This window comes from Flaviaestuariibacter flavus, from assembly GCF_004337505.1.
Classification (GTDB): Bacteria; Bacteroidota; Bacteroidia; order Chitinophagales; family Chitinophagaceae; genus Flavisolibacter; species Flavisolibacter flavus.
Window position 1 is genome coordinate 294,059 of sequence record NZ_SJZI01000042.1, and the last position, 26,271, is coordinate 320,329.

A 26,271-nucleotide genomic window follows, 5' to 3' on the forward strand; every position below is an offset into this window, starting at 1 on the left:
TTGTCGTACCTGCATCTATGGGATTTACAATCAAGGAACTTGAATCGTTGACGGGCGTAAAGGCCCACACGATCCGTATCTGGGAACAGCGCTACGGGTTTCTGAAACCCTCGCGCACTTCCACCAACATCCGCACCTACAACAACGAGGAGCTCAAGACCCTGCTTACCGTTGCCCTCCTCAACAAGTATGGCTACAAGATATCCCGCATCGACGGGATGGACCCGGGCCAGCGCGATAAGGAAGTGCTGGCGCTCCAGTTCGAAGACGCGCGCCAGGAGCACCTGGTGAACGAGCTGCTCGGCTGCATGGTGGATATGGACGCCCATGGCTTTGAAACCCGGCTTAACGGGCACCTGGCCGCTTATGGAATGGAGAACACCATCCTGCACATCGTCTTCCGCTTCCTGGAAAAGACGGGGATCCTGTGGCAAACGGGCCGCGTCAACCCGGGCCACGAGCACGTGGTGTCCAACATTGTACGCCAGAAGGTGATTGCCGCCATCGAGCGCCTGCCGCTGCCCGATGCCGGCACCCCGCTGATGCTGCTCCTGCTGCCCGAAGGCGAATTTCATGAGCTGGGCCTCCTGTATGTCAACTACCTGCTGCGCCGCAAAGGCGTGTCTGTACTCTACCTGGGCGCCAACCTGCCCCTGAAAGACGCCCTGTACGCCGCGCGCCTTAAGGCGCCCGAAGCCTGCTACCTCCACCTCACCGCGGTGCACCACCGCAACGCCCTTATCCGTTTCCTCAACGGCCTCAGCTCCGGCCTGCCCGACACGCGCATCCTGCTTTCGGGGTACGTTGCCCACGAACTGCCCGCGAATATGCCCTCCAACCTGGTGCTGCTCCAATCCCTTTCCGCTGTCCATTCGTATATCTCGCTGCTTTAAGCGCTGATTATCAAAGGCCTGTCACTTCGACTACGCCTTGTTTAATTTTTAATTTACAAAAATTAAACAAAAAGAGTTTTGCGGGACTGGTTTTTGTTTAGTTTTACGTAGACAAAAATTAAACAAGATGGGCATTCAGGAATTCAATAGCCTGGTGGTCACGAATGCGGAGGGTCTTCGGCCTTTTGCCATCACCCTTACCAAAGACCGGGAGACCGCCCAGGACCTTTACCAGGAAACGCTGTACAAGGCATTTGCGCACCGCGACAAATACCAGCCGGGCACCAATATCCGCGCATGGCTCAGCACCATCATGCGCAATATTTTTATCAACGATTACCGCCGCACCGAGCGCAAGCGCATGGTGATGGACACACTGTTGTATGCTGAGAAGAATAACCGCTGGAGTGTGGGTCCGGAAGGCGAGCTCCGCCTTAAGGAAATTAATACCGCCCTCTACGGATTACCGGCTATTTTTAAGGAAGCGTGCTTTTTGTACCTCCAGGGGTACAAATACCAGGAGATCGCCGGCGCGCTTAATGAACCACTTGGAACGATAAAAAGCCGCATCCATTTCGCGAAGAAGATGCTGCAAAAACAACTCGATCGATGACCGGAAAGGTATTGGTAATCGGCGCCGGTTTTGCCGGACTGTCGGCGGCTGCTTTCATGGCCCGTGCCGGCTGGAATGTCACCGTCATCGACAAAAACCCAACGGCGGGCGGGCGGGCACGTCGCCTGCAGGAGGCTGGCTTCACCTTCGATATGGGGCCCTCCTGGTACTGGATGCCCGATGTATTCGAGCGGTTTTTCGCTTCTTTTGGCAAGCAGGTTTCGGATTATTACCAGCTCACCCGTCTTGACCCTTCTTACCGCGTTTATTGGGCCGACGGTCCCACCGATATCCCCGCCGGCTACTCCGAGCTGAAGGCACTCTTCGAGTCCATCGAGTTCGGTGCGGGCGCCCGCCTCGATCACTATCTCAAAGAGGCGCAGCACAAATACCGCATCGGGATGCAGCGCCTCGTGTACAAGCCCGGTCGCTCGCTCACCGAGTTTCTCGACTGGGAAGTGGTGCGCAACGTGCTGCGGCTCGACATCTTTACCTCGATCAAAAAGCACATCGCCCGCCACTTTCACAACGAGCGGTTGCGGCAGCTGATGGAGTTTCCCGTGCTCTTCCTGGGTGCACTGCCGGAAAACACGCCGGCGCTTTACAGCCTGATGAACTGGGCCGACATCAAGGGCGGCACCTGGTATCCCGAGGGCGGCATGTGGAGCATCGTGCAGGCAATGCAGGCCCTTTGCGAAGAGCTGGGCGTGCAGTTTCGCTTCGGTGAAGAAGCCCGCGCCATCCGCATCACGGGCAGGCAGGCCCGCGAGGTGGAGACCGACAAGGGCGTATATGCCTTCGATGCCGTTATCAGCGGCGCTGATTATCATTTCACCGAAACAAAGTTGCTTCCGGCCGAATACCGTACTTATACGGAAAGCTATTGGCAGCGCCGCGTGCTGGCGCCTTCCTGCCTGATGTATTATGTGGGTGTGAACAAACGCGTTGAAGGCTTGCCCCACCACGCCCTTTTCTTCGACGTTCCTTTCGATCGGCACGCACAGGAGATCTACACCGACCCGCAATGGCCCAGCGATCCGCTGTTTTATGTGTCGGCCGCCTCCAAGACCGATCCCGGCTGTGCGCCGGAGGGATGCGAGAACCTCGTATTTCTGATCCCGGTAGCAGCCGGATTGAACACCGATACCGAAGAGGTCAGGGAGCGCTATTTCGATGCCATCATGGCGCGCCTCGAACGACACACCGGCCAGTCGCTCCGCGATGCGATCATCTATAAAAAGAATTTTGCCGTAAGCGACTTTGAGCGCGACTACCATTCCTTCAAAGGGAATGCTTACGGCCTTGCCAATACCCTCTTACAAACCGCCATCTTCCGACCCTCCTGCCAGAGCCGAAAAGTCTCGAACCTGTTTTACACCGGCCAGTTCACCGTGCCGGGGCCGGGCGTGCCGCCCAGCCTCATCTCCGGTGAAGTGGTAGCCGCACAAGTACTTAAAACGTTCAACGGTAAGCTATGACGGAAGCATTATTTCACAAGACGAGCAGCGATTGCAGCCGCGTGGTGACACTGAATTACAGCACCTCTTTTTCGTCGGCTATCCGGCTGCTGCATGCCGATCTCCGGGGTCCCATTTTCAATATTTACGGCTTTGTGCGTCTTGCCGACGAGATCGTGGACACGTTTCACGGGCACGACAAGCAGGAGTTGCTGACCCGATTCCGTGCGGAGACCCGGGATGCGATTCGCCGCGGCATCAGCCTCAACCCGATTCTCAATGCTTTTCAAAAGACCGTGAATGAATACGGTGTCGACCAGGAGCTGATCGAAGCTTTTTTCCGCAGCATGGAAAGCGATCTCACCGAGCAGTCGTACGACCGCCAGGGATACGAGGAGTATATCTACGGGTCCGCCGAGGTGGTGGGGCTGATGTGCCTGTATGTTTTCTGCGAAGGCGACCGTGTGCAATATGAACGTCTTTGCGCGCCGGCACGCGCGCTGGGCGCGGCTTTTCAGAAGGTGAACTTCCTGCGCGACATCCAGGCGGACTTCAACTCGCTGTCGCGCATGTATTTCCCGGGCTGCAACTTTCACAATTTTACGGCAACCGACAAGGCGCAGATCGAAGCCGACATCGAGGCCGACTTCCGCGCGGCCTACGCAGGTATTCTGGGCCTGCCGCTCAAGGCACGCTTCGGGGTTTACGTGGCGTATAAATACTATTACTCGCTGTTCCGCAAGATCAAGGAAACGGCCCCCGCGCACATCCTGCAGAAGCGGATCCGTATTCCGAATTATCACAAGGCCTATATTGTATTCCGCGCGCTGGTAAAAAACAGGCTGCGCCTGATTGGATGATGATGGAAGAAGAAGTACAGGTAGTACTGGTTAACGAGCACGACGAGCCCCAGGGAACGGCGGGCAAGCTGGAGGCGCACCGCCGCGGCCTCCTGCACCGCGCCATCAGCGTGTTTCTTTTCGATAATAAAGGGCGTATGCTGCTGCAGCGGCGGGCCCTGGACAAATACCACGGCGGCGGTCTCTGGAGCAATGCCTGCTGCAGCCACCCGCTGCCCGGCGAGGCTCCCGATGCGGCCGCCGCGCGTCGCCTCCAGGAGGAGCTCGGCATCAGCCTCCCGCTGCGACACCTGTTCTCGTTTACCTACCGCGCCGAGGTGGAGAACGGGCTCGAAGAGCATGAATACGATCACGTGTTTGCGGGCACCTGGGAGGGTAACTTTGCTCCCGATCCCAAAGAGGTGGCCGGGGTCCGCTATGTAAGCGCGGAAGAACTCGAGGCGGAGATCCGCGAGCACCCGGAACGTTTTACCCAATGGTTCCGGATGATCTATGAAAAAGTGAACCGGATCCGGGAAGAGAAAAGGTTCTAAGGTTCTGGGGGGACCTTTAAACCAACCTAGAACCTTAGAACCTCAGAACCTCAGAACCCTGTTTAAATTGAAGGTTATGACGACGTTGTATTTCATATTGGTGCTGTTGGGAACCTTTGTCACGATGGAAGGCATCACCTGGCTCACGCATCGCTACGTGATGCACGGCTTCCTGTGGATGCTGCACCGCGACCATCACCAGGTGGAGCCGGGATTTTTTGAGAAGAACGACCTGTTCTTCGTCATCTTCGCCGTGCCGAGCATGCTGCTCATTGGATTTGGGGTCCACTACGGCGTCTGGTGGCAGGCCGCTATCGGCTTCGGGATCATGGCCTATGGCGCCGCCTATTTCATTGTACACGACGTTATCATCCACCAGCGCTTCAAGTGGTTCAGCCGCAGCAACAGCACCTATGTGCGCGCCATCCGCTGGGCCCATAAGATGCACCACAAGCACCTTGGTAAGCACGAAGGCGAAAGCTTCGGGATGCTGCTCGTACACAATAAATACTGGGAGAAAGTGCGGCGCGATAAAAAGCTGATGAAAGGGAAGAAGGTTGGCTACGCGCCGGAGAAGAATAGCGAATAACGAATAGCGAATAACGAATATCGAAAGGACGATTAGGAATGTTGATAGGAGCTGTAAACTACTGATGACATTACTGGCTCTTATAACCCAGAACCTTAGAACCCCAGAACCTTAGAACCTTTGACGCCCATCTCCTCCACCGAGCTTCTTCCCGACTACGACCTGCTCTTTGCCGGGGCCGGCTGCGCAGCGCTGAGCCTGCTGCACCGGATGGCGGCCGAAGGACTGCTGGCGGGCAAGCGGGTATTGCTGGTTGACCGCGACGTCAAGGAGCGCAACGACCGCACGTGGTGCTTCTGGGAGCGCGGGGCGGGGCCGTTTGAATCCATCGTGCATCACCGCTGGGAGCAGCTCGGCTTTCATGCTGATGCGTTTTCGCGCACCCTCAACCTGGGGCCTTACGCCTACAAGGTGATCCGCGGCGCCGACTTTTACCGGCATTGCCGCGCTGTGCTGGAAGGCTTCCCCGACGTTCATTTCCTGCAGGCGCCGGTAAGTGCTGCCGGCTCCGATGCCGGCGGTGCCTGGCTCGGGGCCGCCGGGAAGACGGTACAGGCACCCTGGCTCTTCAACAGTATTTATACGAGGCCCGCGCCTGCGCCGAGCACCCATTGGCTGCTGCAGCATTTCAAAGGCTGGCTTATCGAAACGGCGGAGCCGGCTTTCGACCCGGGGCGGGCTACCCTCATGGACTTCCGCACGGGGCAGGAGGCAGGGACCGCCTTCGTTTATGTACTGCCCTTCTCGGAGCGCCGGGCCCTGGTGGAGTACACACTTTTTACCGGCGAGCTGTTGCCTGCGGCCGCTTACGATGCCGCGCTCGCGGCCTACGTCCGCGACCGGCTGGGGCTTTCAGGCTATACGGTGCTGGAAGCAGAAACCGGCGTGATCCCCATGACCAATCACCGCTTCCCGGCGGGGGAGGGGCGTGTGATCAACCTGGGTACCGCCGGCGGCCAGACAAAGGGCTCCAGCGGCTATACCTTTCGAAATATCCAGAAGCATTCAGCGGCGCTGGTGCGCCGCCTCAAAGCCACCGGATCACCGGTGGGCGCCGGCAGTGCGCCGGGCCGTTTTCATTTTTACGACAGTGTGCTGCTCGACGTGCTGGCGCACGGGAAGGTGCGGGGCGCCGACATCTTTACCGACCTCTTTCGCCGCAACGATCCGCAAAAAGTGCTGCGTTTTCTGGACAACGAGAGCAACCTGGGCGAAGAGCTGGGGATCATTGCATCCTTGCCCACGGCGCCTTTCGCGCGGGCGGCGCTTCGCCAGCTGACCGGTCTGTAGACCGTGTTTCTACATCAGTACAGGGAGTCACAGGCGCGACGAATGTCGGCCTGGCTGGTTAACCCGGGGCAGCCTCGCTGTGTGCCGGAGGCCCGCTCAGTCGGCGTAGCGCTCGATCACCTGGGCCAGTGCCGGGGCGGGGACCACGCCGGACTGGCGCCACTTCACCTGGCCTTTGCGGAACAGGATCAGCGTTGGAACGCTTTGAATATCATAATATTCCGCGGCCTGTGGGTTGCGGTCGATGTCGATCTTCAGGATCGTCACCCCGTCACCGAGCTTCGCCTTCATTTCCTGCAGGATGGGCGCCATCATTTTACAGGGGCCACACCATTCCGCAAAAAAGTCCACGAGAACCGGCTTGTCCGAATGTATCATTTCCTGGAAAGATGCCATGATTCCGGTCAGTTTATACAAAAGCACAACAGCAATTGTACCAGCGTGCAAAACTTATTTTCCGGGGCGTGGAAACCGCGTGAAACCGGACGGTGTGGTTTTTGCAGGAGCTGTGTGGACAAGTTGCTCCGAAAAAAATGGGGTACTTCCAGGTGTTTACCAAAACCTTCCAGAATGCGCTTCACTGAATTCAAACTGCTTCCGCTCCCGGCACAGGCTCATATTATTTGTGAAGAGGGCGTTCTGCTTTGCGAGCGCCGCGAAGATGAGTACGTCATCGCCCTGTATGCCGTCGATAGTTTTTATGTAGAAGTCTATTACCGCGGCCCGGGTGAGGAGATTGAAAAGTTCCGCTCCTTCCACAGCACCGAGCTGCTCGAGCCCTACCTCGACGAGATCCGTTTTGTGGAGCTCGTGGCCTGACAACAGGCTAGGCATCAAATTGGTATAGGTACCGGTATAAACCTAAGACTCATGGAAATGGATATGCAGGCGAACGACCGGAATACCGAAATGACCGATATGGCCGCCCTCATCAACAAACTCACGAAAGACGGCTATGTGGACCAGTTCCGCGTAGAAAAAGGTAAGCTCGTGAGCATGGACGATAAGAAGTCCTTCAAACCCAAAGACATCAAAGTAGCGAACTTCTACCGCTTTGAGGGTATCTCCAACCCCGACGATATGTCGATCCTCTATGCCATCGAAACCGTGGACGGCCACAAGGGCACACTCACGGACGCCTACGGCAGCTATGCCGACGAGGAAGTCAGTAAGTTCATGCAGGACGTAGAAGTGAAGAAGCACGTGCCTTTGTAAAAAGAGACACACGAAGCCCCTCCTGTTCCGGCAACCGCGGGAACGGGAGGGGCTTTTTTATGGCCGCCGGAAGCGAAGCTCATGCCGCTGGGCAAAGCCGTTCCGAAGGCGTCTTCCCTCGAGCCACAACTCGCGGTCGCAACGCAGCACGGTGTAATCTGTGCCGTCGAGCCGCAGCCGGCCTTCCAGCAACTGCCAGTTGCCGCCGGGCGGAGTCACAGTGCAGCGAAGGCCCGTATCAATAACCGTATAGCTGCCGTCGGTGGCGAAGCGCCAGGCATCGTCGAGCGCGCAGGTGTCGTAGTAATACAGGCACCACAGGTTTTGCCCGTCGGCCGCCTCGGCTTTCTTGAGCCAGGTGCCGGCAACAGCATCGGGGCTTAAAGACGGCCTGGGTCGCGAGCAGGCAAGGAGCAGGAGGAACGGGATAAAGAAGCAGATGCGCATCGGTTGTTGTTTTGTGTCCAAGCTACGGCCACCGCCTGGTGTCAAACAATGGATTTTACCCAGCCCCGGCCGCTTTTTTCACCGCCCGCCGGTGGGAAAAAAAGCAGCGCCTACCTTTACGCTCCATGGATTATTTTAAGGAGCTCACCCGCCTGCTGCAGCTCGAAAAAGACGAAGACCGTGCTGCCTGGGAGGCTATGGCGCGCTCCGTACCGCTCAACGACCGCCGTGCCAACGGAAGCACCTGGTTCCCGGTGGCCATCCGCGATACCGAGGCCGGCTATGGCGACTACCTCAGCATCGAGGTGGAGCGCACGACAGCCCAGGACGTTATTCACCAGTTTCGCTTTGGCGCCTCGGTGGCACTCTTTTCCAACCACGACGCGGCCAGCGACCGCCTGCCCGGTGTTATCAGCAACCTGCGCGGCGACCGGATGAAAATTTCGCTTCGGGTAGACGAGCTGCCCGACTGGACCCGCGACGGACGCCTCGGTGTTGACCTCGTTTTCGACGAGAACAGCTACGAGGAAATGGAGCGGGCGCTCCGCATCGCGCCGGAGCGGCTTGAGCAACGCGAAGAGGGCGCCCTTGCCCGCGTGCTCACAGGCACCCAGGCCCCGACCTTCAACGAACGGCTCCCTTTTCAGCCGGCGCACCGCCTCAACGAAATGCAGAACGAGGCCGTGCGAAAGATCCTGTCGGCCAACGAGCTCGCCATTGTGCACGGCCCGCCGGGTACGGGCAAGACCACCACGCTGGTGGAAGCGATCGCGCGGATTGCCCGCGGCGAGGAAGGACCGGTGCTGGTGACGGCGCCGAGCAATGCCGCCGTGGACCTGCTGAGCGAGAAGCTCGCTGCGGAAGGACTCAATGTGGTGCGCGTGGGTAACCCCGCCCGCGTGTCGGAGGCGCTGCTGGCGCTGACGCTCGATGAGCGCATGCAGGCACACCCGCAGATGAAAGAGATCCGCCGCATGAAGAAGCAGGCTTCCGAGTACCGCGACCTGGCGCACAAATACAAGCGCTCTTTCGGCGCCGCCGAGCGCGAGCAGCGCAAGGCGCTCTTCAACGAAGCCCGCGCCATCGGCAAGGAGATCGAGCGCACGGAGGGTTATATCGCTTCTTCCGTACTGGATCGCGCACAGGTGATCACGGCTACGCTGGTGGGTGCCGCGCACCAGTCGGTGCGCAGCCTGCGCTACGGAACGGTAGTGATCGACGAAGCGGGCCAGGCCCTGGAGCCTGCCTGCTGGATCCCGGTATTGAAGGGCAAGCGGCTCATCATGGCCGGCGACCACTGCCAGCTGCCACCGACGGTAAAGTCGGAGGCCGCGGCGCGCGACGGTCTCACCCGCACGCTGATGGAGCGCTGCGTGGGCCGTTACCCCGAAGCCGTAGTTCTACTGGAAGAGCAATACCGGATGCACGACACCATCATGCGTTTTTCTTCAAAGGAATTTTATGAGGACCGCCTCAAGGCAGCGCCCGCCGTTGCGGGCCATCTGCTCTTCGCGGGCGACCGTCCTTTTACCTTCATTGATACCGCGGGCACCGGCTACGAGGAAAAGGTGGAGGGCACGCGCATCTCCAATCCCGAAGAAGCGGTGTTCCTGCTGCAACAGGTAACGCGGCTGTTGTCGGAGCTGCCCGCAGGCACACCGCCGCCGCGTATCGGCGTCATCTCGCCCTACCGCCACCAGGTGGAGTTGCTGCGCGAGCTGGCGGCCGCGCAGCCCGCACTGAAGGAGTTGGGCGACGCGCTTACGGTCAATACGATCGATTCCTTCCAGGGGCAGGAGCGCGACGCCATCTTCATCAGCCTGGCGCGGAGCAATGCCGACAATGTGATCGGGTTTCTTTCGGAGGTGCGTCGCATGAACGTGGCCATGACCCGTGCGCGCAAGAAGCTCGTGCTGGCCGGCGATAGCGCCACGCTGGGGCAGTATCCCTTTTATGCCGACCTTATCGCTTACGCCCAGGAGCAGGATGCGTATATCAGTGCGTGGGAGCTGATGGAGTTCTGATTAATCCCGCGCCGCTTCCAGCACTTCCACAATGGCTTGTACGAGGCCCGGGTCGGGCAGCGGGCCAACAGCCAGTTCCGGGTCGGAGAGCACGCGGAGGTTACGCTCTTCGTCCCATTCCACGTACACGAGGCTTTGCCCCACTTCGATCTCGATGCGCTGCGTATAGCCGTGCGGGCGGATATAGGCCGTGAACAGGTACTCCTTATCCTTATAGGTGACCGGTATTTCGAAAGGCTCCGACATGGAATAAAGGTAGCCCCCGCACAGGCTTTAAAATGAAAAGGCCCCGGCATTGTTGCCGGGGCCTTTTCATTTACCTGTGTTGATCCGGCTTACAGCGCCTCGATCGACAGCTTTGTATATTTTTCTTTACGGTTGTTCTCCACAACCATGATGTGGCCTTCCTTGGCAGGAACGATATAGGTGCTCACCTTGCCGTCGCGGTGGGGCACGGTGCGTACGATCTTACGCTTCTCCAGGTTGTAGATCACCGCTTTGTCGGCATCATCAACAATGAGGAAGTTCGACTTGGTGGTGGCATTGGCAACCGAGTAGAACAGCTTGCCGGGGAAGTAGCCCAGGTCGACCTTGGCCTGGAGGAAGCGCGATTGTTCGCCGGGGATCGTATTCTCAAAGCGGAGGCGGCCGGTGGAATCCTGGCGGAGCAGCATCGGCTCGGTCATCTTGGCTTTGTTGTAGCCGACAGCCGCGCAGGCGAAGGGTACAATAAAGGTGGGTGCAAACAACACCGAGGCAATGATGCCGCCGATGCGGGGCTTGCGCACGTAGGAGGGGCCGGCAAAATAGGTGTTGCCGTTGAAGTCGCGCATACCGCGCGAGAAGCGGGTATAGGCGCCGTTTTCGGAAAAGAGACCGCGGGCGCTGATATCAGGTGCCTTGGAGCCATCGGCCCAATAGGAAAACACTTCCTTAACCTGGGCGCGCTTGGGTCCGTTGATCGTAACGGTGAAGACGCCATCATAGGGGCCATGGGCCAGGGCGGTGGCGGTGTGGTTGTCGTTGCCGCGCTGCGCGTTGATGACGTTACCGGTGATCACGGGCTTGCCGCTTACCGGGTCGGCGCCGAAGCTGAGCACGCGGAGCTCGCGTCCCTGCTTGTCTTTCAGCTCATAGGGGTCGTTGGCGGTACCGCCTTCCGCTGCGTAGCCGAGTACGGAGTAGCCGCCTTCCTTCATCCTGGCTTCTTTTTTCGTGAGCAGGAACACGTTGGTGGCGGTGGTGAGCATGCCGAAATCCTGTGCCTTCGGGATGTCTTTCGTCCAGAGCTGCTTGCCGGTAAGGTCCATCGCAAACAGGCGGTTCTTCTCTTCGTCGCCATAGAAAACGGCGAAGCCTTTGCCCGGGATGTTCTTCACGCTCAGGTCGTGTTTGAGGCGGCCGGCCATCAGGCTGGGGCGGCTGTTGCGGAGGTAGGCTACCTCGTCGCGGAGCGTAAGCTCCACGGGATGCGTGGCCGAGTGGATGATCTCACCTTTGAGGTTGATCAGCTGGGTGAACACCGAGTTGCCGGCTTCGTCGAACGACTTGCGGATCTTGCGCATGCTCGTGTTCTTGAGGTCGCTGAGGTCGCTCTTTACATACGCAAGGCACAGGATGTCCTGCTCGAAGGATACGTCGCGGAGCTCCAGGTTCTTGCTTTTGAAATTCAGCTTGCCGATATCGTTCAGGTTCTCATCCATGATGCTCACCTGGTAGTTGAAGGAGTCTTTGTTGATCTTCTCCAGCTGGGTAAATACGAGGTAGCCGATAAGGGCTTCGTCCTGGGTGATCACTTTCATGTCGGAAGAGATCTCATCGCTTACTTCGCGGAACACCTTCGACTGGGCGTGCCCCATGAGGGTGAAGAGCAATAGCGAGAGGGCAAGGGTAAGTTTCCTTTTCATTGCAGTTGATTGTTTGACTAAAAAAAACAGGGATTGTTTACTTGGCAAAATGATCGGCGAATTCGCAGTACATGCTGGCCGGGTGGCTGCTGGTAAAGGCTTTGGCGGCCGTGATGCGTGCCTTTTCACTGGCTTCCTTGTCGAGCATGAGGTTGTACAGGGGCTTCAGCGCGCGGGCATCGGCCGGAAGGTTCTGCCAGAACGGTTGCTGCGCCAGGTGCTTGCTGAACTGCGCCAGGTTTTCGCGCGGGATCTGCTCCAGCATCGTTTGCAGGCTGAAGTAGGAAGCCGATACGTATTCCTTCGGGAGGATCTTGATGGCGTTGAAGCGGCTCAGGTTATTGTCGGCGTAATTCAGCCCGAAGAACACGTTGTGCAGCATGAAGGCGTACCAGTCGTCGGAGGCACCGCGGTCTTTCTCCAGCAGGATGCGGTACAGACAGGCGGTGAGCGACTGGTTGTCGAACAGGTTCCAGATGATGATGCGGTTCGATTTATCGGTGATGGCGGCCGGGATGGGCGTAAGCGCGCCGCTGGCCGTAGCCCACTGTTTTGTGCGGTTATAACGCTCCTGGCAGTCGGGGTGCGTCTTGAGCGAGTCGGCCATTTCTTCTCCTTTGGAGAAGCTGTAGTTGCGCGCGGAAAGCCCCTTGGTGCGGCGCTGCGTCCATGCTTCGTCGATGGTAAGACCCATGTCGGTGAAGTAGCTGCCGAGCGCCCGTGCGAGGGGTTGCTGGTACTGGCGGTCTACCGAATCGAGACGGAGGAAAACCCCGGGTTCAAAGGCGATCTTGCTGTTCCGTAGAAATACAACTGCCATCGAGTCGGCCTCGCTTTCGTGGTAGCGGTTGTGGCGTGTCCGGCTGAAGGTGTAGGTCTCCATCACCTTTTTCAGGCGGGTATAGCGCTCGTAGCGCGAGTCGAGCACCTCGTTAAGCGACTTCTTGTATTCGGCGGAGGTGAGCCATTCGGCGCGCTCGCGCATCGAGCGGTCGGCATGCTCGAGGGCGTCGTGGGCCAGCTCGTGGGCAAGCACCAGGGCCAGCTCTTCGCGGTTTTGCGAAAAAGCAACGAGGCCCAGGTTGACGGCAATCAGGTGACCACCCATCGAATACGCGTTTACATTGGCGCTGCGGTCGATGAGCACCATGGGTTTGCGCGGGATCTTATCCTTGTTGGCCGATTGCAGCTGCGTGATGATGGCGTCCACGTAGTTGTAGATATCACGCTCCACGATGAAGTCCTTGTTCTCGATAGCGCCGACCACGTAATCGGTGCGGCCGTCCCAGATCTCCTTGTATTTCTTCTGGGTTTCCTTGTCTTTGTATTGATCCGGCACCTTCCAGTTTTTCTTCAGGGAGTCGCGCACGGTGCCGAGGGCCAGGTGCGACAGTGCCGAATATTCGTAAGGGTTACGCACCTGGGCGGATCCGGAGGTCACCGTGAGGAGGCCGGCAGCCGCAAGGCAAAGCCGGGCAAGGGGTTTAGGTAGATAGCAGCGCACGTATTTCGTTTTGGTGTGTTTGCCCCGTAATTAGGGTTAATGGATTATATATAGTAAAAATATATAAAATGGAGCATCCGCGATGCTCTTACCCGAAAAAATACGGGTAGCCTGGTCAACAAGTGAAGCGACCCGGGCAGACGGCGCTCCGGCCGGGATTATTTCAGGTCGGGGTCTTAGTGCCAGATCGCGCCCTTGCGCGACGACTCACGGATGACAAGTTCCGTCTCCAGCACCTTGTCTTGGAACTCGGTAACGGGCCGGCGGCTTTCGATCATCTGGATGAGGAATTCGATGGCCGTTTGCCCGATCTCGAAGGCGGGCTGGCGGATAACGGTGAGCGTAGGCGAAAAAAGATCGCCCACGGCGGTGTTGGTGAAACCGGTGAAGCCAAGTTCTTTTTTCTGCTTCATACGTTTCAGGATGCCGAAGGCGGTCATCGTGAGGCGGTCGCCGGCGGTGAAGATGGCATCGGGCTTTTGCTTGCCTTTCATCAGCGCGGTGATGGCGTCTTCCATTTCGGAAACCTTCATTCCGCCGTGCGGGCAGTATTTGATCAGCTCTTCCCGGAAGGGAACATTGTGCTTGGCCAGCGCGTCGCGGTAGCCTTCGAGGCGCTCGCGGGTGATGGAAAGGTGCGGCGATGAAGTGATGTGGGCAATGCGCTTAAACTCCTGGTAAACGAGGTGCTCGGTGGCATGGAAAGAGCCCCAGTAGTTATCGGCGATCACCGTATGCGTCTCGATCTCTTTGCTCACGCGGTCGAAGAAGACGATGGGCATGCCCTTGTCGTGCAGCTCCTTCAGGTAGGAGATGTCTTCCGATTCGCTGGAAAGCGAGATCAGCAGCCCGTCGACGCCGCGGGCGGCCATATGCTCCACGTTCACCTTTTCGCGTTCCTGCGATTCGTGGCTTTGGGTGATGATCACGTGGTAGCCGCGGTTGTAGGCGATCGACTCGATGCCGTTGATGGCCTGGGAAAAGAAGTTGTTGGCGATCTCGCTCACCACCACCCCGATGGCGCGGGTGCGACGCTCCTTGAGGGAAAGCGCGATGGGGTTGGGCCGGTAGTTGATCTTCTCGGCGTATTCCAGCACCTGCTTTTTCGTTTCCGACGAGATCTCGTACGAGCCGCGCAGGGCGCGCGACACCGTCGATGTCGACAGGTTCAGGGCTTTGGCGATGTCTTTGATCGTGGCGCTCTCAAACTTCATGTCTATCCAATCTTCAAGGTTTTAAATGTACGTATTTCTAAGTAGTCGGATCGGAAAGGATAGCGCGACAGCGCGGAGCGGGCGGCAAATAAAAAGCCCCCCGTGCCTGGCGGGGGGGCTTTTTTTATTGAAATGAACCCTAAAGCTTAACGACCTGCTTGCGGATGATGCGGCCGCTTTCGCGGTTCACCAGCTGCAGCACGTAAACGCCTGCCGGCTGTCCGCTGAGATCCAGCGTATAGCGGCTGGCTGCGAAGCTGGCGCCTTTGAGGAGCGGCGCGCCCTGCTGGCTCAGCAGCTGCACCGACCAGCTGCCGCCCTGGCGCTGCAGTTCCGCGTTGAGGTAAACCGTTACACGGCTTTGTGTCGGGTTGGGGCCTACGGTCACTGCGTTGGCAGTTGCTTCTTCCGGGTTGGAAGGCGCGGTGCGTGTGCGCTGGGTGGCCGAACCGCCGGCGCTGTTGTCTCCGCTCCGCGCGATGCTGCAGGACGCGTTGATGGTTACCGCGAAGGTGGCGGTGGTGGAGGCGCAGTAGCCCGAGCCGTTTGGCGGTGTGGCTTTCACCGAAACCGTTACCCGCTGGGGAAGGCCGGTATTGTTCACCGGTGTGAAGTTGATCGTGTTGGTAGATCCGGCAGTAGCGGTGAAACCTAAAGCCGCAGGGCTAACACCCGAAGTAGTGCTGACTGTCCAGATATAGCTGAGGCCAAGGCCGTCCTGGGGCGAGGTGAAAACCAGGCTTTGGGGCACGCCGGGGCATACCGTGCGGTTGGATACACCTGCCAGGGTAGCACGCGGGGTGATAGTAACCGGGGCGGAAACCGAGCCGCCGCATGCTCCGGCAGCACCTGCCAGCGTGTAGCTTACCTGGTAGTTGCCGGCCACCGACTGCAGCGGTGTGATGACGCCGGTGCTGGCGTTGAGGGCAAGGCCGGTGGCAGTGCCGGTGCCCAGGTTGATGTACGAATAGGTGCCACCCGTGCTGCCGTTGAGGCGCGGGCCGGAGGCCGCACCGTCGGAGCCGCAGATGGGCGAGCCCACATAGCTGAGGCTGACCACGGAGCGGTTGACCGTGAGGGTCGTGCTGATCGCCGGGCCGCTGCAGGAGCCCAGGTAGGGCGTTACTGCGTAGATGGTCTGGATGGAAGTATTGCCGGTACTGTTCTGGGCTATAAAGGAGGCGATGGCAGGAGCCGTGGAAGAGGCGGCGCCCGTAGCGAGCGAACCGACAGCTGTATTGGACGAAGTCCAGCGGAAGGTCATACCCGTAGCCTGGCTGCCCTGCAGCCCGATGGGCGCCGTGGCGCTGCCCGCGCAGACGGTTTGGTTTTCACCCGAAACGAAGCTTACCTGCGGCATCGGGTTGACGCGGATTCGATAAGTGGCGGTGAGCACGCGGCAGCCCGCCGGCGCTGTGATTACGGGAGATACCGAAACGATGGCGGAGAGCTGCTGGCTTGTAGCGTTGGCTGCGGTAAAGGCCGGGAGCATGGTGCCGGTGCCGGTGGTGTCGGATGCGTTCATGCCGATGGCCGTGCCGCCATTGATCACCCACGTAAACTGCGTGCCGGCCGGCAGGTTGCCGCTGAAGGTCTGTGCGGGCACGGTGGCGCCGGCGCAGAAGTCACGGTTGGAGAGACCGCTGGCCGTGATGCTTCCGACATAAACCGTCGCTGCGGTGTTGACCGCGGTGGCGCAGGTGCCGTTCGAGACGGCGCTAACACGGAAGGTGGTGGTGGCGCTCAGTGTGCCGGTGGCGATGGTGGCGGCACCGGAGGCATCGAGCGTTGCTGTCTGGGGCGTTCCGCCATTGGCGGCATAGGTGATGGAGCCGTTGGAAGGGCCGCCGGTGACATTAATCGTAGTGCTGCCGGTGGCGCAAAGTACGGGCTGCGCCACGGAGAGCTGTACCGAGAAGAGACCGGCATCGGTGATTGTTGCCGGTGCCGAAGTAACCTCGTAGCCAAAGGCATTGGTGGCCGTTACGGTGTAGCTGCCTGCCGGTTGCGTGCCGAAGGAGAGCGCGCTGCCGGTACCGGCGACCGCGCTGCCCTGGTTGCTGCCGTTCTTCTTCAGCTGGTAGCTGATGTCCGACTCGGAGCCGCTGACGCCAAGCGTGCGGCCTGTGCCGTCGCAGTACACACCGGCGCCTGTGACGTTGAAGCTTGCAGGTGCGGTGATATTGGAAACGATGAAGGTTGAAAAGGACTGGAGACCGCCTGCTTCAACATAATTCAGGTTGCCCACGGTGGCGTCCTGCTGGCCCGATTGGCTGGCGCCGCGCGGCGTCCAGGTGCCGGATACGTTTTGCCACAGCTGGCTGTTGCTGCTGTTGGTAAAGGACGCATTGCCATCGCTGGCGCCATTGTAATAAACGCGCACGGTGGCGGCGGCGGGTGTGGGGTTGGTGGAAGGCGTGATGCTCCAGCTGCGGTCGATGGAGCGGGCGGCGACACCGGCGCCCACATTGCTGATGCCGGTAGCTACTTGAACCGTCCAGTCGAGGCCGCCACCATTGGTGAGTTGCACCGGGTTATAGCTGCTGTTGCCGACGGGGAAAAGCGTGGCGCTGTTGGGTACCGCCTGCATCTTAAATACACCGGCACCGGAAGTGCGTGCGTAAGCGCTCGTGGAGCCGCCGCTCACAGAGCCCGCGGTAAGGTTGAAGGCACCCAGATCGAGGATGCCGCTGGTAAAGGCAAGCTGCCCCGTGGCCGGCTGCGCCAGGTTGGAGGCCAGTGCCATCGAGGCGCCGCCCGTCTTCGCGATATTCAGCTTAACTGCACCCGAAAGCACCGATCCGTTGAGCACAGAAATCGTCTTGCCCGCGCTGCCGGTGAAGTTAATGCTGCCCGCACCAAGTGTTTGTGCGAGCTCGGCCACGTTAGCACCCGAATTCAGGTACAGGTTGCCCGACAGGTTGATGGTGCCCGTGTTGCCTGCGCGTGCCGATGAAAGGTTGAAGATGGGGCGGGAATATCCAGTCGCGGCGTAGTTCTGCGTGCCGTCGATATTCAGGTTACCCGCGATGTTGATGATGGCGGTCCCGTTGGAGCCGGAGAACGGCATGAGGTTCCAGCTACCGGCATATACATTCACGTTGCCGCCCACATTGATGGTGAACGGGGTGCCGCTGGTCATCTGGATGGAGCCGCTGCCGGTGCGGCCAAAGGTGAGGTTGCCCGCAATGGTTACACCCGAAACAAAGGCACCCGCGTTGTTAAATACTTTGTAGCCGGCAGTGGTCAGTCCGGGCATATCGAAATTTAGGTTGCCGTAAGTTCCGGCTGCCGAACCCGTTGCCGTGATATTGGCGGCACTGGTGACACCCGTAACGTTGATGGTGCTGTGCACGGCATTGCCGTCGGCGATGGTCGTCCAGGTGGCCTGCGGAATCTGGCCGCCGTTGCCCAACAGGTTGAAGGTGCCGACACCGTTGCCCGAAGCGAACTGTAGTACCGAAGCCGAAGAAGTAATGGCGGTGGCGGAGGTGCTCGCGTTGTCGAAGCTGCCGGTTACAATAACGGCGGTAGCGCCGGTAACGTTAAAGGTGCCGCTGTTGAGCTTGTAGGTGCCCGCGATATTGCTGCTGCCGCCGTTGAGGGCGAGTGATACGTTGCTGCCCTGGGTGAGCGTGGAGCCTGCTTCAACGCTAAGGCCGTTGCTGATGGTGAGGGTCGTTGCCGCCGAATGCGCAAAGCTTACGTTGGCATTGTTGCGGATCACCAGGGAGCCGATCGACTGGCCGGCGGGCATCGTGGTGATGACCGCAGTGGCGCCGTCAAAAATGAGGCGGTCGGCGGTCGTTGGTGTGGCGCGCTGCGGCGACCAGTTGTCCATATTGGTAAAGTCGGTGCTGTTGATAGCACCGGTCCAGGTGTAAGGGCCGTTGAGTGTTACTGAAAATGCGGTGGGGGAGCCCACACAGGATGCTGTTGCGGGCGTGATGGTTCCGCTGTAGGAGCCGGCACTGGCGCCTGCCGGGGTCACGAGTGAAAGGGGGGAAGAGGAAAGCGCCGTGGAGTTTACGTTTGCAAAGCCCGCGGCGAGCGCACCCGCGTCCCAGTTGATGCTGTAAAGCGTGGGTGTGCCCGAAGACGTATACGCCAGGGCGGCACTGGTAGCGCCGGCTGCGCCGATTGCAGTGCCGGGAGTGATGGCAGGAACAGTGTTGATCGTAGCAGTAGCCGCTGCGCGTGATGCGGAAGAACAGCCGCCGCCATTCAGCAGCTCGGCGTAGTACGTAGTGGTGGCAGAAAGCGAAGGTGTGGTGAAGGAAGCGCCCGTACCCACCTGGTTGCCACCAGTGCTCTGGTCGTACCAGTTGACCGTAAGGCCCGCGCCCGGATCATCTACGGAAAGTGTGAGCGTGCCTGCGCCGCAACGGGCTGCGCCCGCCGGGTTTGCCGGCGTTGCCGGCGCGGCTGCCACACTCAGCATTGTGCTGTTGTTACTGGCGAAGGAGCTGCTGCAATAGGCATAGCTGATACCTGTAACCGTAAGCGTCTGCCCGTTGTTGGCCAGCGTGAGCGGTACCGACAGGGTACCGGCGCCGGAGGCGTTTGAGGTAAGGGCGGCCGTTTGCGTAGCGGCCCCGTTGATGTTATAGCTAACCGATAGCGGGCTGCTGGCGGGCAGGCCGGTAAGATTGATCGTTGCGTCGGCGCCGCTGCAAACGGGGCCTGCCTGGCTGATACCCGAAAGCGTGGGGGCGCTGCAGGCTATCGTTTCCGCGGTAATCCAGGAAAGGTAAAAGGTGCCGGTACCTACGCTGCTGGTACCGTACGCTCCGATCTTGAACTGGTTGATGGCGGTGGTACCGGTTGTGGCCGCGATGTCATTTGCAAACTGGACATTGTCTTTGAACAGGTCGTACTTATCATTGGCCAGCGTTTGCGTAGCACCGGTTGTGTCGGTATAGGTGTACGTAGAGCCACTGTTGTTCACGATCATGGTCCACTCGCTATAGTTCTCCGTAATGTTTGATGTCGTAAATCCCGTGTTGGAACTTCCTGTGTTGTCGAAGACGGTAGCACCGTTGGTGCCGTTGCTGAAGCGGAAGCTGAAGCCCGAATGCACCAGCGGATCCGCCGGCTTTGTGGGCGCGGTGCTGCCGCCGGCTTCGTTTGCAAAGCCACTGCCTACCTGCACCCATAGCTTGCTGGTGCTCCCGGTAGAGCCGACGTCGATCTTGCAACGGAATTTGAGTTTCAGAACAGACGGTGCTGCAGCGAGGTTGACGTTGCGCAGCAAGGCCCATTGAAAAGAAGATCCTCCCGACACGGCTACAAAATCACCCGCAACGCCACCGTTGGTGGTGGTGTTGAATTGAAGCGTGGATGCCGACTGGCCGCCGCCAACAATGTGGGTGAATAACGTCGTGCCCGGTGTGGATGCATTCACATAAGCGGCATTGGTGAATGCGGGGTAGGTGGAGGCGGTGGCCGTTGCCGCTGCAGAAGCCCCGTTGAAGTCCTGGCTAAACACCGAGGTCGTTTGTGCATGCAGCGCGGCCAGTGGTGTCAGCACGAGGCCCAGCAGCCAGGCCCGTTTGTGTGATCGATGCCCGAAAAGGCGTGGAACGGCGGTGCATGCCGCATTGCATTTGCGGATACAAGCAAAGGTTTTCATGATCATTGAGTTTGGTTTTTGTTCGGGGCTTCCTCAGGCTAGCGGGGAGTCTTTCAGGAGGTATTGGTACAGTAGGTTGGGGGAGAGATGGTGGCTAAGAACAACTCACGGAAGGCGGGAAAAGGAACACCTCTTAGCGAAACAATCGGATAACAAGTTTGCACTCTTTTGGCAAAACATTTCAGATTTCTATGCAATCGTTTCCGGTAACGATTGCATAGATTTTACCCGGCCGAATTATCGAACTCGTCTAATTTGGTGCTACCGGTCCGCCACCGTGTGTTTTGATTGGCGCGCTCTGAAACCCTTGCGGGTAGCGTGTTTGCGAACACAGGTAAAGCGATCGGCGCCCGGAGACTGCTTGCTTCTTGTGATTGTGTCTTTCCGATTATCTCCCGGTTACTACCTATGCCTGACACCGTGCCGCACCTCTGAACCGCACCGATTACCCTTCGTTAACCTTTGCTGCTTGTCAGCATCCCGAGCCAACAAGGAACTTAAAACCTAACTGAATTCCTATGCGTCTTGCTTATGAAAGGACAGGCATGGCCGTGCCGGCTATTGCCCAGTTCCCGCCAACCCGTAAATCATCTTTTCGGCCGTCTTTTTCCGGAGCATTTATGCTTGCAGTGCTGTTGCTGTGCAGCCAGTGCGTGATGGCGCAAACACCCTATACGTATACCGTTGAGGGATTCGAGGATGTTGTTTTCCCTACTACCGCGCCGACTACAGAAACACCTTATACGTCGGCCACCGGCACCTGGCGGCTTTTCAAAGGCAATGCCGTTACCGGCACCGATCCCTGCCCGGTGGTTTCGGGCAACCGCGCCCTGCGCCTGCCCAGCGGTAACAATGCCTACCTCATTTCGCCCAAGCTCAATAACGGCGCGGGTGTGATTACGTTTAAGGATGGCCGTTCCAACCGCACCTTCACCATTTCCACCTCCACCGACGACGGCGCCACCTGGACCGTTGTGGGCACTATCGGCGCCTCCACAGCGGTTTGCGCGCAACTGTCGCGCACCATCAACGATCCGCTCGTTAACCGCGTGCGCATCGCCAACCTCCAGAGTCAGGATGCAGGTATTGATTCCCTGCTGATCACCTCGGTGGCCGTCACCGCGCCGGTGGTGACCACTACCGCGGCAACCGCCATCACCTTCACCGGTGCCACTTCGGGCGGTAACGTCACCTCCGACGGTCTTGCAGCAGGCGGCGTAACGGCTCGCGGCATTGTATGGGCCACCAGCACCGGTCCCACCATCGCTTCCAACCTTGGTATCACAACGAACGGCACCGGTACCGGAGCCTTTTCAGGCACCATCACCGGCCTTGTTCCCGGCGTTACCTATTACTACCGCGCCTACGCCACCAACAGCGTTGGCACTTCTTATGGTGCCGAGCTGACGTTCACTACGCCGGTAGCCGTGCCCACGCTGACGGCAACGCCCGCTACGCTCGACTTCGGTAACCAAACCGTGGGCACCACCTCCGGCAACCTGAGCTACTCGCTGAGCGGCGTTTACCTTTCTCCGGCGGCAGGCAATATCACGGTAACCGCGCCTGCGGGCTTCTCGGTTTCCACCAACCCCAACGGGCCTTTCGGGGCAACAGCCAGCGTGCCTTACACCGGCAGCACACTTGCCGCTACAACCATCTACGTACGCTTTACACCGGCGGTCGTTGGTGCCGTCAACGCCAACGCGGTGAATACCGGCGGCGGTGTGGCTGCGCTGAACGTTGGCCTCGCGGGTTCCGGCGCCGTAGCGCTGCCGGGCACCACCAACGTAGGCTTTGACTTCTGGACCGGCTTCGGTTACCAGGAAAAGATGAACCAGCCCGCCGGCGATGCCGACGAAGCGAAGCTTTGCATTTATATCTCCGTTCCTTCGGGTACGCTGCCTGCAAACGTTCGGGTGGAGCTCCCCGGTATTCCGGGAGCAGCCGGCTTTCCGCAGGTAGTGACGGTTACACCAGGTGCAGTTACCGAGGTGACCAACTTTCCCACCGGGAGTGGTAACCAGTTCAACACCACCAACGCGCCCGATACGCGCCTGTACTACACCGGCGTGAGCAACCGCGGCATTCATATCTATTCCACTAACGGTGTTCCCATCTCGGTGTGGATGCACTCGTACAACGACAACAACTCGGCCGCCGGGGCGATGCTGTTTCCCACCAACACCTGGGCTTCTTCGTACACGGTGCAGGCATACGGCGGATACTCCAACAACCGCAACCCGAACTCTTTCTTTTTTATTGTAGCGAAAGAAGATAACACGCCGGTATGGTTCAAGCCAAGCCAGGATGTGCTTGATTCGATGACGTCCACCCTCTTTACTGACGGCCACACGGCTGCCATGGTAAAGTACCATCAAGGTGTTGAATATGGTCCCCTCATCCTGAATAAAGGCCAGGTGTTCAATGCCATGGGCTTTATCCAGGGCACCGGCTCGGGCATCACACCCGGCAAGGCTTTCGGCCTCGATCTATCCGGATCCACGGTGCGTACCAACTGCGACAAGAGCATCGCCGTATTCGGCGGCAATGGCCGTGTGCTGGTGAATGCCGCAGGCTGCAGCGCCTCTTCCGGCTCCGACCACATGATCCAGCAGATGTTCCCCTCCGTTGCCTGGGGCAAGCGCTACCTCACAGCGCCCACGGTAACGATGGAATACAACGTATACCGCATCAACGTTAGCGATCCCGCCACGCAGGTGTGGGTGAACGACCCGTCGCACACAGCGGCGCTCAACTCCGCGACGCTCGTCAACAACCTGTATTACGAGATCGCGAGCAATGTGCCGCAGCTCATTGAAAGCGACAAGCCCATTACGGTAACGCAGTTCATCGTTGCCGAAGGCTGTGCCACGGCCAACGGCTCCAAAGGCAACGGCGATCCTGAGATGATCATCCTGAGCCCAGTGGAGCAGGCCATCAACAATACCACGGTATATTCTGCCGGCATCAAGCGTACGCCCGCGGTCAACAACGGCCATTACATCAACGTCATCATCCGCACGGGTGGTGTGGCTTCGTTCCGCCTCGACGGCGCTACCACCGGCGACCCCGGCATTGACCAGTCGCTGCCCACCACCACCAATGCCAATGCCTACGATGCCGGCACCATACAGCCGCTGACGGCCATCTTTAAGCCGCATCCGCAACTTGCCGGCTATTCCTATGCCCAGCTTCGTGTAGCACCCAATACCTCGCATACGCTTTATTCCGATTCCGCCTTCAACGCCATTGCCTACGGCATGGGCGACGGCGAGAGCTACGGTTACAATGCCGGCGCTTCGCTCAAAGACCTCTCGCAGTTTGTGCTCCTGAGCAACCCCTACGGTGTTACCGGCGGCCTCACGTGTAAGGGCAACGACTTCTACTTCCGCATCGCGGTGCCCTATGCGCCGGCCGACCTGTCGTCGCTCACCTGGAACTTCTATAACAACCCCGCGCTGACGCCCAACGCCAACGTGGTGCAGAACAACCCCACACCCGACAGCACCTTTTCGGTTGACGGCGTGCCGTATTATGTGTACCGTATCGCGACGCCTTACCAGTTCAGCGCTGCCGGCACTTATGATTTTCAGGTTGCAGCCAATGCTGTCAGTCCGGGCGGTTGCACGGGCGTGAAGCTCCTCAACAACTCGGTAACGGTGAAAGATGGCGTTCGCGCCCGTTTCAACCCGGTGCTGCCCACCTGCGGTGCACGCAATGTGCAATTCAATGATGTGTCGTTTACCGACTCCACCACCGTTGCCCGCTGGAACTGGAACTTTGGCGACGGCGCCACGCTGGCCGATACTTCGCACCAGAAAAACCCCACCTATACCTACCCTGCGGGAAGCAGCTATACCGTCAGCCTGCGCGCCATCAACGAGGCAGGTTGCTACGCCGATACCACCCGTAGCATCGACCTGTCGGGAGTGATGACGGCAGCTGTTGCGACTGCGCCGGCCACCACCATCTGCGCGGGCAGCAGCGTTACGTTTACCAACAACTCCACCGCTAGCGGCACTTATGGAACCATCGGTACCGGCCCTGTTGACTTCGGCGACGGCCAGAACGGAACGATCGGCGCGGGCGCATCGGTGAGCCATACCTACGCGCTGCCGGGCACCTACACCGTTACCTACCAGGCAACAACGAGCAACAGCTGTACGCAGAATAGCACGCCGATTACGATCACGGTGAATCCTGTTCCGGCAGTCAGCAGTGCCGCTACGGGCACCATCTGCAACGGAAATGCGCAGAACTACACCGTTGCCAGCAGCGTTACCGGGAGTGCCTTCAGCTGGAGCCGTGCCGCGGTAGCAGGTATCTCCAATGCGGCTGTGAGCAACCAGACCGCCAACCCCATCACTGAGGCACTGGTGAACACCACCAATGCACCGATCGTGGTTACGTACACCATCACGGCTTCGGCAGGTGGTTGCACGAGTGCGCCCTTCACTTATTCTGTAACCGTTTATCCCGCAGTCGCTGTAACGAGCTCCGCTACCGGCACGGTGTGCAGCGGCGCGGCACAGAACTACGCCATCACCACCAACGTGCCGGGTGCCACCCTTTCGTGGAGCCGCGTCGCAGTGCCTGGAATCTCCAATGCCGCCGTGAGCGGGCAAACAACAGGTACGATTACCGAGGCGCTGGTAAATACTACCAATGCTCCCGTTGCCGTAACCTATTCGATTACTCCTTCGCTCAGCGGATGCACCAGCACGTCGTTCAGCTACACGGTGACGGTGAATCCGACAGCCTTTGTGAGCAGTGCGGCCACCAGCTCCGTGTGCAGCGGCGCCGCTCAGAACTACGCCATCGCTGGCAGCGTAACGGGCAGCACCTTTAGCTGGGGCCGCGCTGCGGTTGCGGGCATCTCCAATGCAGCTGTGAGCGGGCAGGCAACCGGCACGATCACGGAGGCCCTGGTGAACACTACCAACGCGCCGGTTGCTGCAGTTTATACGATTGTTCCCAATGCCAATGGATGCTCTGGTACGCCCTTCACCTACACGGTGACGGTGAATCCGACCGCTACTGTGAGCAGCGCCGCCACCGCACAGGTGTGCAGCGGTACGCCTTTCGCCTATTCGCCGACAAGCGCTGTGGCCGGCGCCACCTTTGCCTGGTCGCGTGCGGCGGTAGCCGGCGTTTCGAATGCCGCTGCCACCGGCACGGGCAATATTGCCGAAACGCTTACCAACACAACGGCGGCGCCGGTTGTGGTGACCTATGTAGTGACGCCTTCGGCAGGTGCTTGCGCTGGCACGCCGATGAACGTGGTGGTGACCATAAACCCCACGCCGACGGCAGGCTTTACGTTTGCCAATAACAGCTGCACCACCAGCCCGGTGAACTTCGCCGCGGTGACCACCGGAACGATCACCGGCTATTCCTGGAACTTCGGCGTAGCCGGCGGTACGTCTACCCAACAAAACCCCACGTTTACCTACACCGCTGGCGGCACCTACAACGTGACGCTGACGGTTACTTCGGCGAGCGGTTGTACGGCTACCAGCACCCCGCAGGCAGTGACGGTTGCCGGTCTCCTTGCCGCGCCGGTAGTGACCTTCGACACACCGGGACCCAATGTCATCACCTTCCGCTGGAACGCAGTTGCCGGTGCTACGGGATATGAAGTGTCGGTGAACGGTAGTGCCTTTGCTGCACCCAATGGTGCCGGCGGACTTAGCCACACGGTGAGCGGCCTGCAGCCCAATACGCCGGTGAACATCACCGTTCGCGCAATAGGTGCACTGACGTGCCAGGCAAGCACCGGAACGGCAACGGCGACCACCATGATGCCCGACACCGGTGTGTTCGTGCCCAATACCTTCAGCCCGAACGGCGACGGCCACAACGATGTGCTGAAAGTGTACAGCAACTACATCGCTGCCATCGACATGCGCGTCTTCAACCAGTGGGGACAGCAGATTTTCAGCAGCACCGACCCCGCCAAGGGCTGGGACGGCACCTCGAAAGGCCGCATGCAGCCGGTAGGCGTGTATGTGTACGTGATCAAGGTGACCCTGCAGAACGGCACGGTAACGACCGAAAAAGGAGTTATAAACCTGATCCGCTGATCCTGAAAAA

At 59.3% G+C, this 26,271-nt stretch carries 18 protein-coding genes; 11 read left to right on the plus strand and 7 right to left on the minus strand.

Annotated elements, in window-relative coordinates; translation table 11 throughout:
* Positions 1–17 precede the first annotated feature (17 nt).
* The 7 genes from EPD60_RS09335 to EPD60_RS09365 all read left to right on the plus strand — a co-directional run bounded on the left by EPD60_RS09335 (position 18) and on the right by EPD60_RS09365 (position 6,235).
* On the plus strand, positions 18–893 hold the full coding sequence (locus tag EPD60_RS09335) for a MerR family transcriptional regulator (protein ID WP_131449091.1): 876 nt from the start codon (positions 18–20) through the stop codon (positions 891–893).
* Between the two features lie 127 nt (positions 894–1,020).
* Positions 1,021–1,506, plus strand: coding sequence for an RNA polymerase sigma factor (locus EPD60_RS09340; protein ID WP_131449093.1), 486 nt, complete (start codon positions 1,021–1,023; stop codon positions 1,504–1,506).
* Entirely contained in the window at positions 1,503–2,984 is a 1,482-nt protein-coding gene (locus EPD60_RS09345; protein ID WP_131449095.1) for a phytoene desaturase family protein, read from the plus strand. Before EPD60_RS09340 ends, EPD60_RS09345 begins: the two co-directional genes overlap by 4 nt.
* Positions 2,981–3,823, plus strand: a complete 843-nt coding sequence (locus EPD60_RS09350; RefSeq protein ID WP_131449097.1) for a phytoene/squalene synthase family protein — start codon at positions 2,981–2,983, stop codon at positions 3,821–3,823. Before EPD60_RS09345 ends, EPD60_RS09350 begins: the two co-directional genes overlap by 4 nt.
* Positions 3,824–3,825: 2 nt before the next feature.
* Positions 3,826–4,356, plus strand: coding sequence for an isopentenyl-diphosphate Delta-isomerase (gene idi / locus EPD60_RS09355; protein ID WP_131449099.1), 531 nt, complete (start codon positions 3,826–3,828; stop codon positions 4,354–4,356).
* Between the two features lie 76 nt (positions 4,357–4,432).
* On the plus strand, positions 4,433–4,945 hold the full coding sequence (locus EPD60_RS09360) for a sterol desaturase family protein (RefSeq protein WP_131449101.1): 513 nt from the start codon (positions 4,433–4,435) through the stop codon (positions 4,943–4,945).
* A gap of 120 nt (positions 4,946–5,065) precedes the next feature.
* The gene (locus EPD60_RS09365) at positions 5,066–6,235 is read left to right on the plus strand and encodes a lycopene cyclase family protein (protein WP_131449103.1); all 1,170 of its coding nucleotides are present in this window, start codon (positions 5,066–5,068) and stop codon (positions 6,233–6,235) included.
* 96 nt (positions 6,236–6,331) lie between these two features.
* On the opposite strand, the gene trxA is transcribed toward EPD60_RS09365, so the two are convergent.
* The gene (trxA, locus tag EPD60_RS09370) at positions 6,332–6,631 is read right to left on the minus strand and encodes a thioredoxin (RefSeq protein ID WP_131449105.1); all 300 of its coding nucleotides are present in this window, start codon (positions 6,629–6,631) and stop codon (positions 6,332–6,334) included.
* A 174-nt stretch (positions 6,632–6,805) separates the two neighbouring features.
* On the opposite strand from trxA, the gene EPD60_RS09375 reads away from it, so the two are divergent.
* Together EPD60_RS09375 and EPD60_RS09380 are read left to right on the plus strand one after the other, a co-directional pair.
* Entirely contained in the window at positions 6,806–7,054 is a 249-nt protein-coding gene (locus tag EPD60_RS09375) for a hypothetical protein (protein WP_131449107.1), read from the plus strand.
* A gap of 51 nt (positions 7,055–7,105) precedes the next feature.
* On the plus strand, positions 7,106–7,450 hold the full coding sequence (locus EPD60_RS09380) for a hypothetical protein (RefSeq protein ID WP_207896589.1): 345 nt from the start codon (positions 7,106–7,108) through the stop codon (positions 7,448–7,450).
* Positions 7,451–7,507: 57 nt separating this feature from the next.
* Here EPD60_RS09380 and EPD60_RS09385 read toward each other — a convergent pair whose 3' ends face one another.
* Complete coding sequence (locus tag EPD60_RS09385; RefSeq protein WP_131449109.1) at positions 7,508–7,897, minus strand: hypothetical protein; 390 nt, start codon at positions 7,895–7,897, stop codon at positions 7,508–7,510.
* Positions 7,898–8,022: 125 nt separating this feature from the next.
* Here EPD60_RS09385 and EPD60_RS09390 point away from each other — a divergent pair, with 125 nt between their 5' ends.
* Positions 8,023–9,921: an AAA domain-containing protein gene (locus tag EPD60_RS09390; protein WP_131449111.1), complete on the plus strand. Its 1,899-nt coding sequence runs from the start codon at positions 8,023–8,025 to the stop codon at positions 9,919–9,921.
* Here the strand turns inward: EPD60_RS09390 and EPD60_RS09395 are convergent, their stop codons facing one another.
* From EPD60_RS09395 to EPD60_RS09415, 5 genes are all read right to left on the minus strand, one after another.
* On the minus strand, positions 9,922–10,167 hold the full coding sequence (locus tag EPD60_RS09395; RefSeq protein WP_131449113.1) for a hypothetical protein: 246 nt from the start codon (positions 10,165–10,167) through the stop codon (positions 9,922–9,924).
* Positions 10,168–10,256: 89 nt separating this feature from the next.
* Positions 10,257–11,828, minus strand: coding sequence for a DUF6770 family protein (locus EPD60_RS09400; RefSeq protein WP_131449115.1), 1,572 nt, complete (start codon positions 11,826–11,828; stop codon positions 10,257–10,259).
* 37 nt (positions 11,829–11,865) lie between these two features.
* Positions 11,866–13,332, minus strand: a complete 1,467-nt coding sequence (locus EPD60_RS09405; RefSeq protein ID WP_131449117.1) for a M48 family metalloprotease — start codon at positions 13,330–13,332, stop codon at positions 11,866–11,868.
* Between the two features lie 176 nt (positions 13,333–13,508).
* Positions 13,509–14,546 carry a LacI family DNA-binding transcriptional regulator gene (locus tag EPD60_RS09410; protein ID WP_131449119.1) on the minus strand — a complete coding sequence of 346 codons (1,038 nt, stop codon included), beginning with the start codon at positions 14,544–14,546 and terminating at the stop codon, positions 13,509–13,511.
* A gap of 139 nt (positions 14,547–14,685) precedes the next feature.
* A complete protein-coding gene (locus EPD60_RS09415; RefSeq protein ID WP_131449121.1) occupies positions 14,686–20,178 on the minus strand; it encodes an Ig-like domain-containing protein in 5,493 nt (1,830 codons plus the stop codon).
* 620 nt (positions 20,179–20,798) lie between these two features.
* Here EPD60_RS09415 and EPD60_RS09420 point away from each other — a divergent pair.
* A complete protein-coding gene (locus tag EPD60_RS09420; protein ID WP_131449123.1) occupies positions 20,799–26,261 on the plus strand; it encodes a PKD-like domain-containing protein in 5,463 nt (1,820 codons plus the stop codon).
* Positions 26,262–26,271 lie beyond the last annotated feature (10 nt).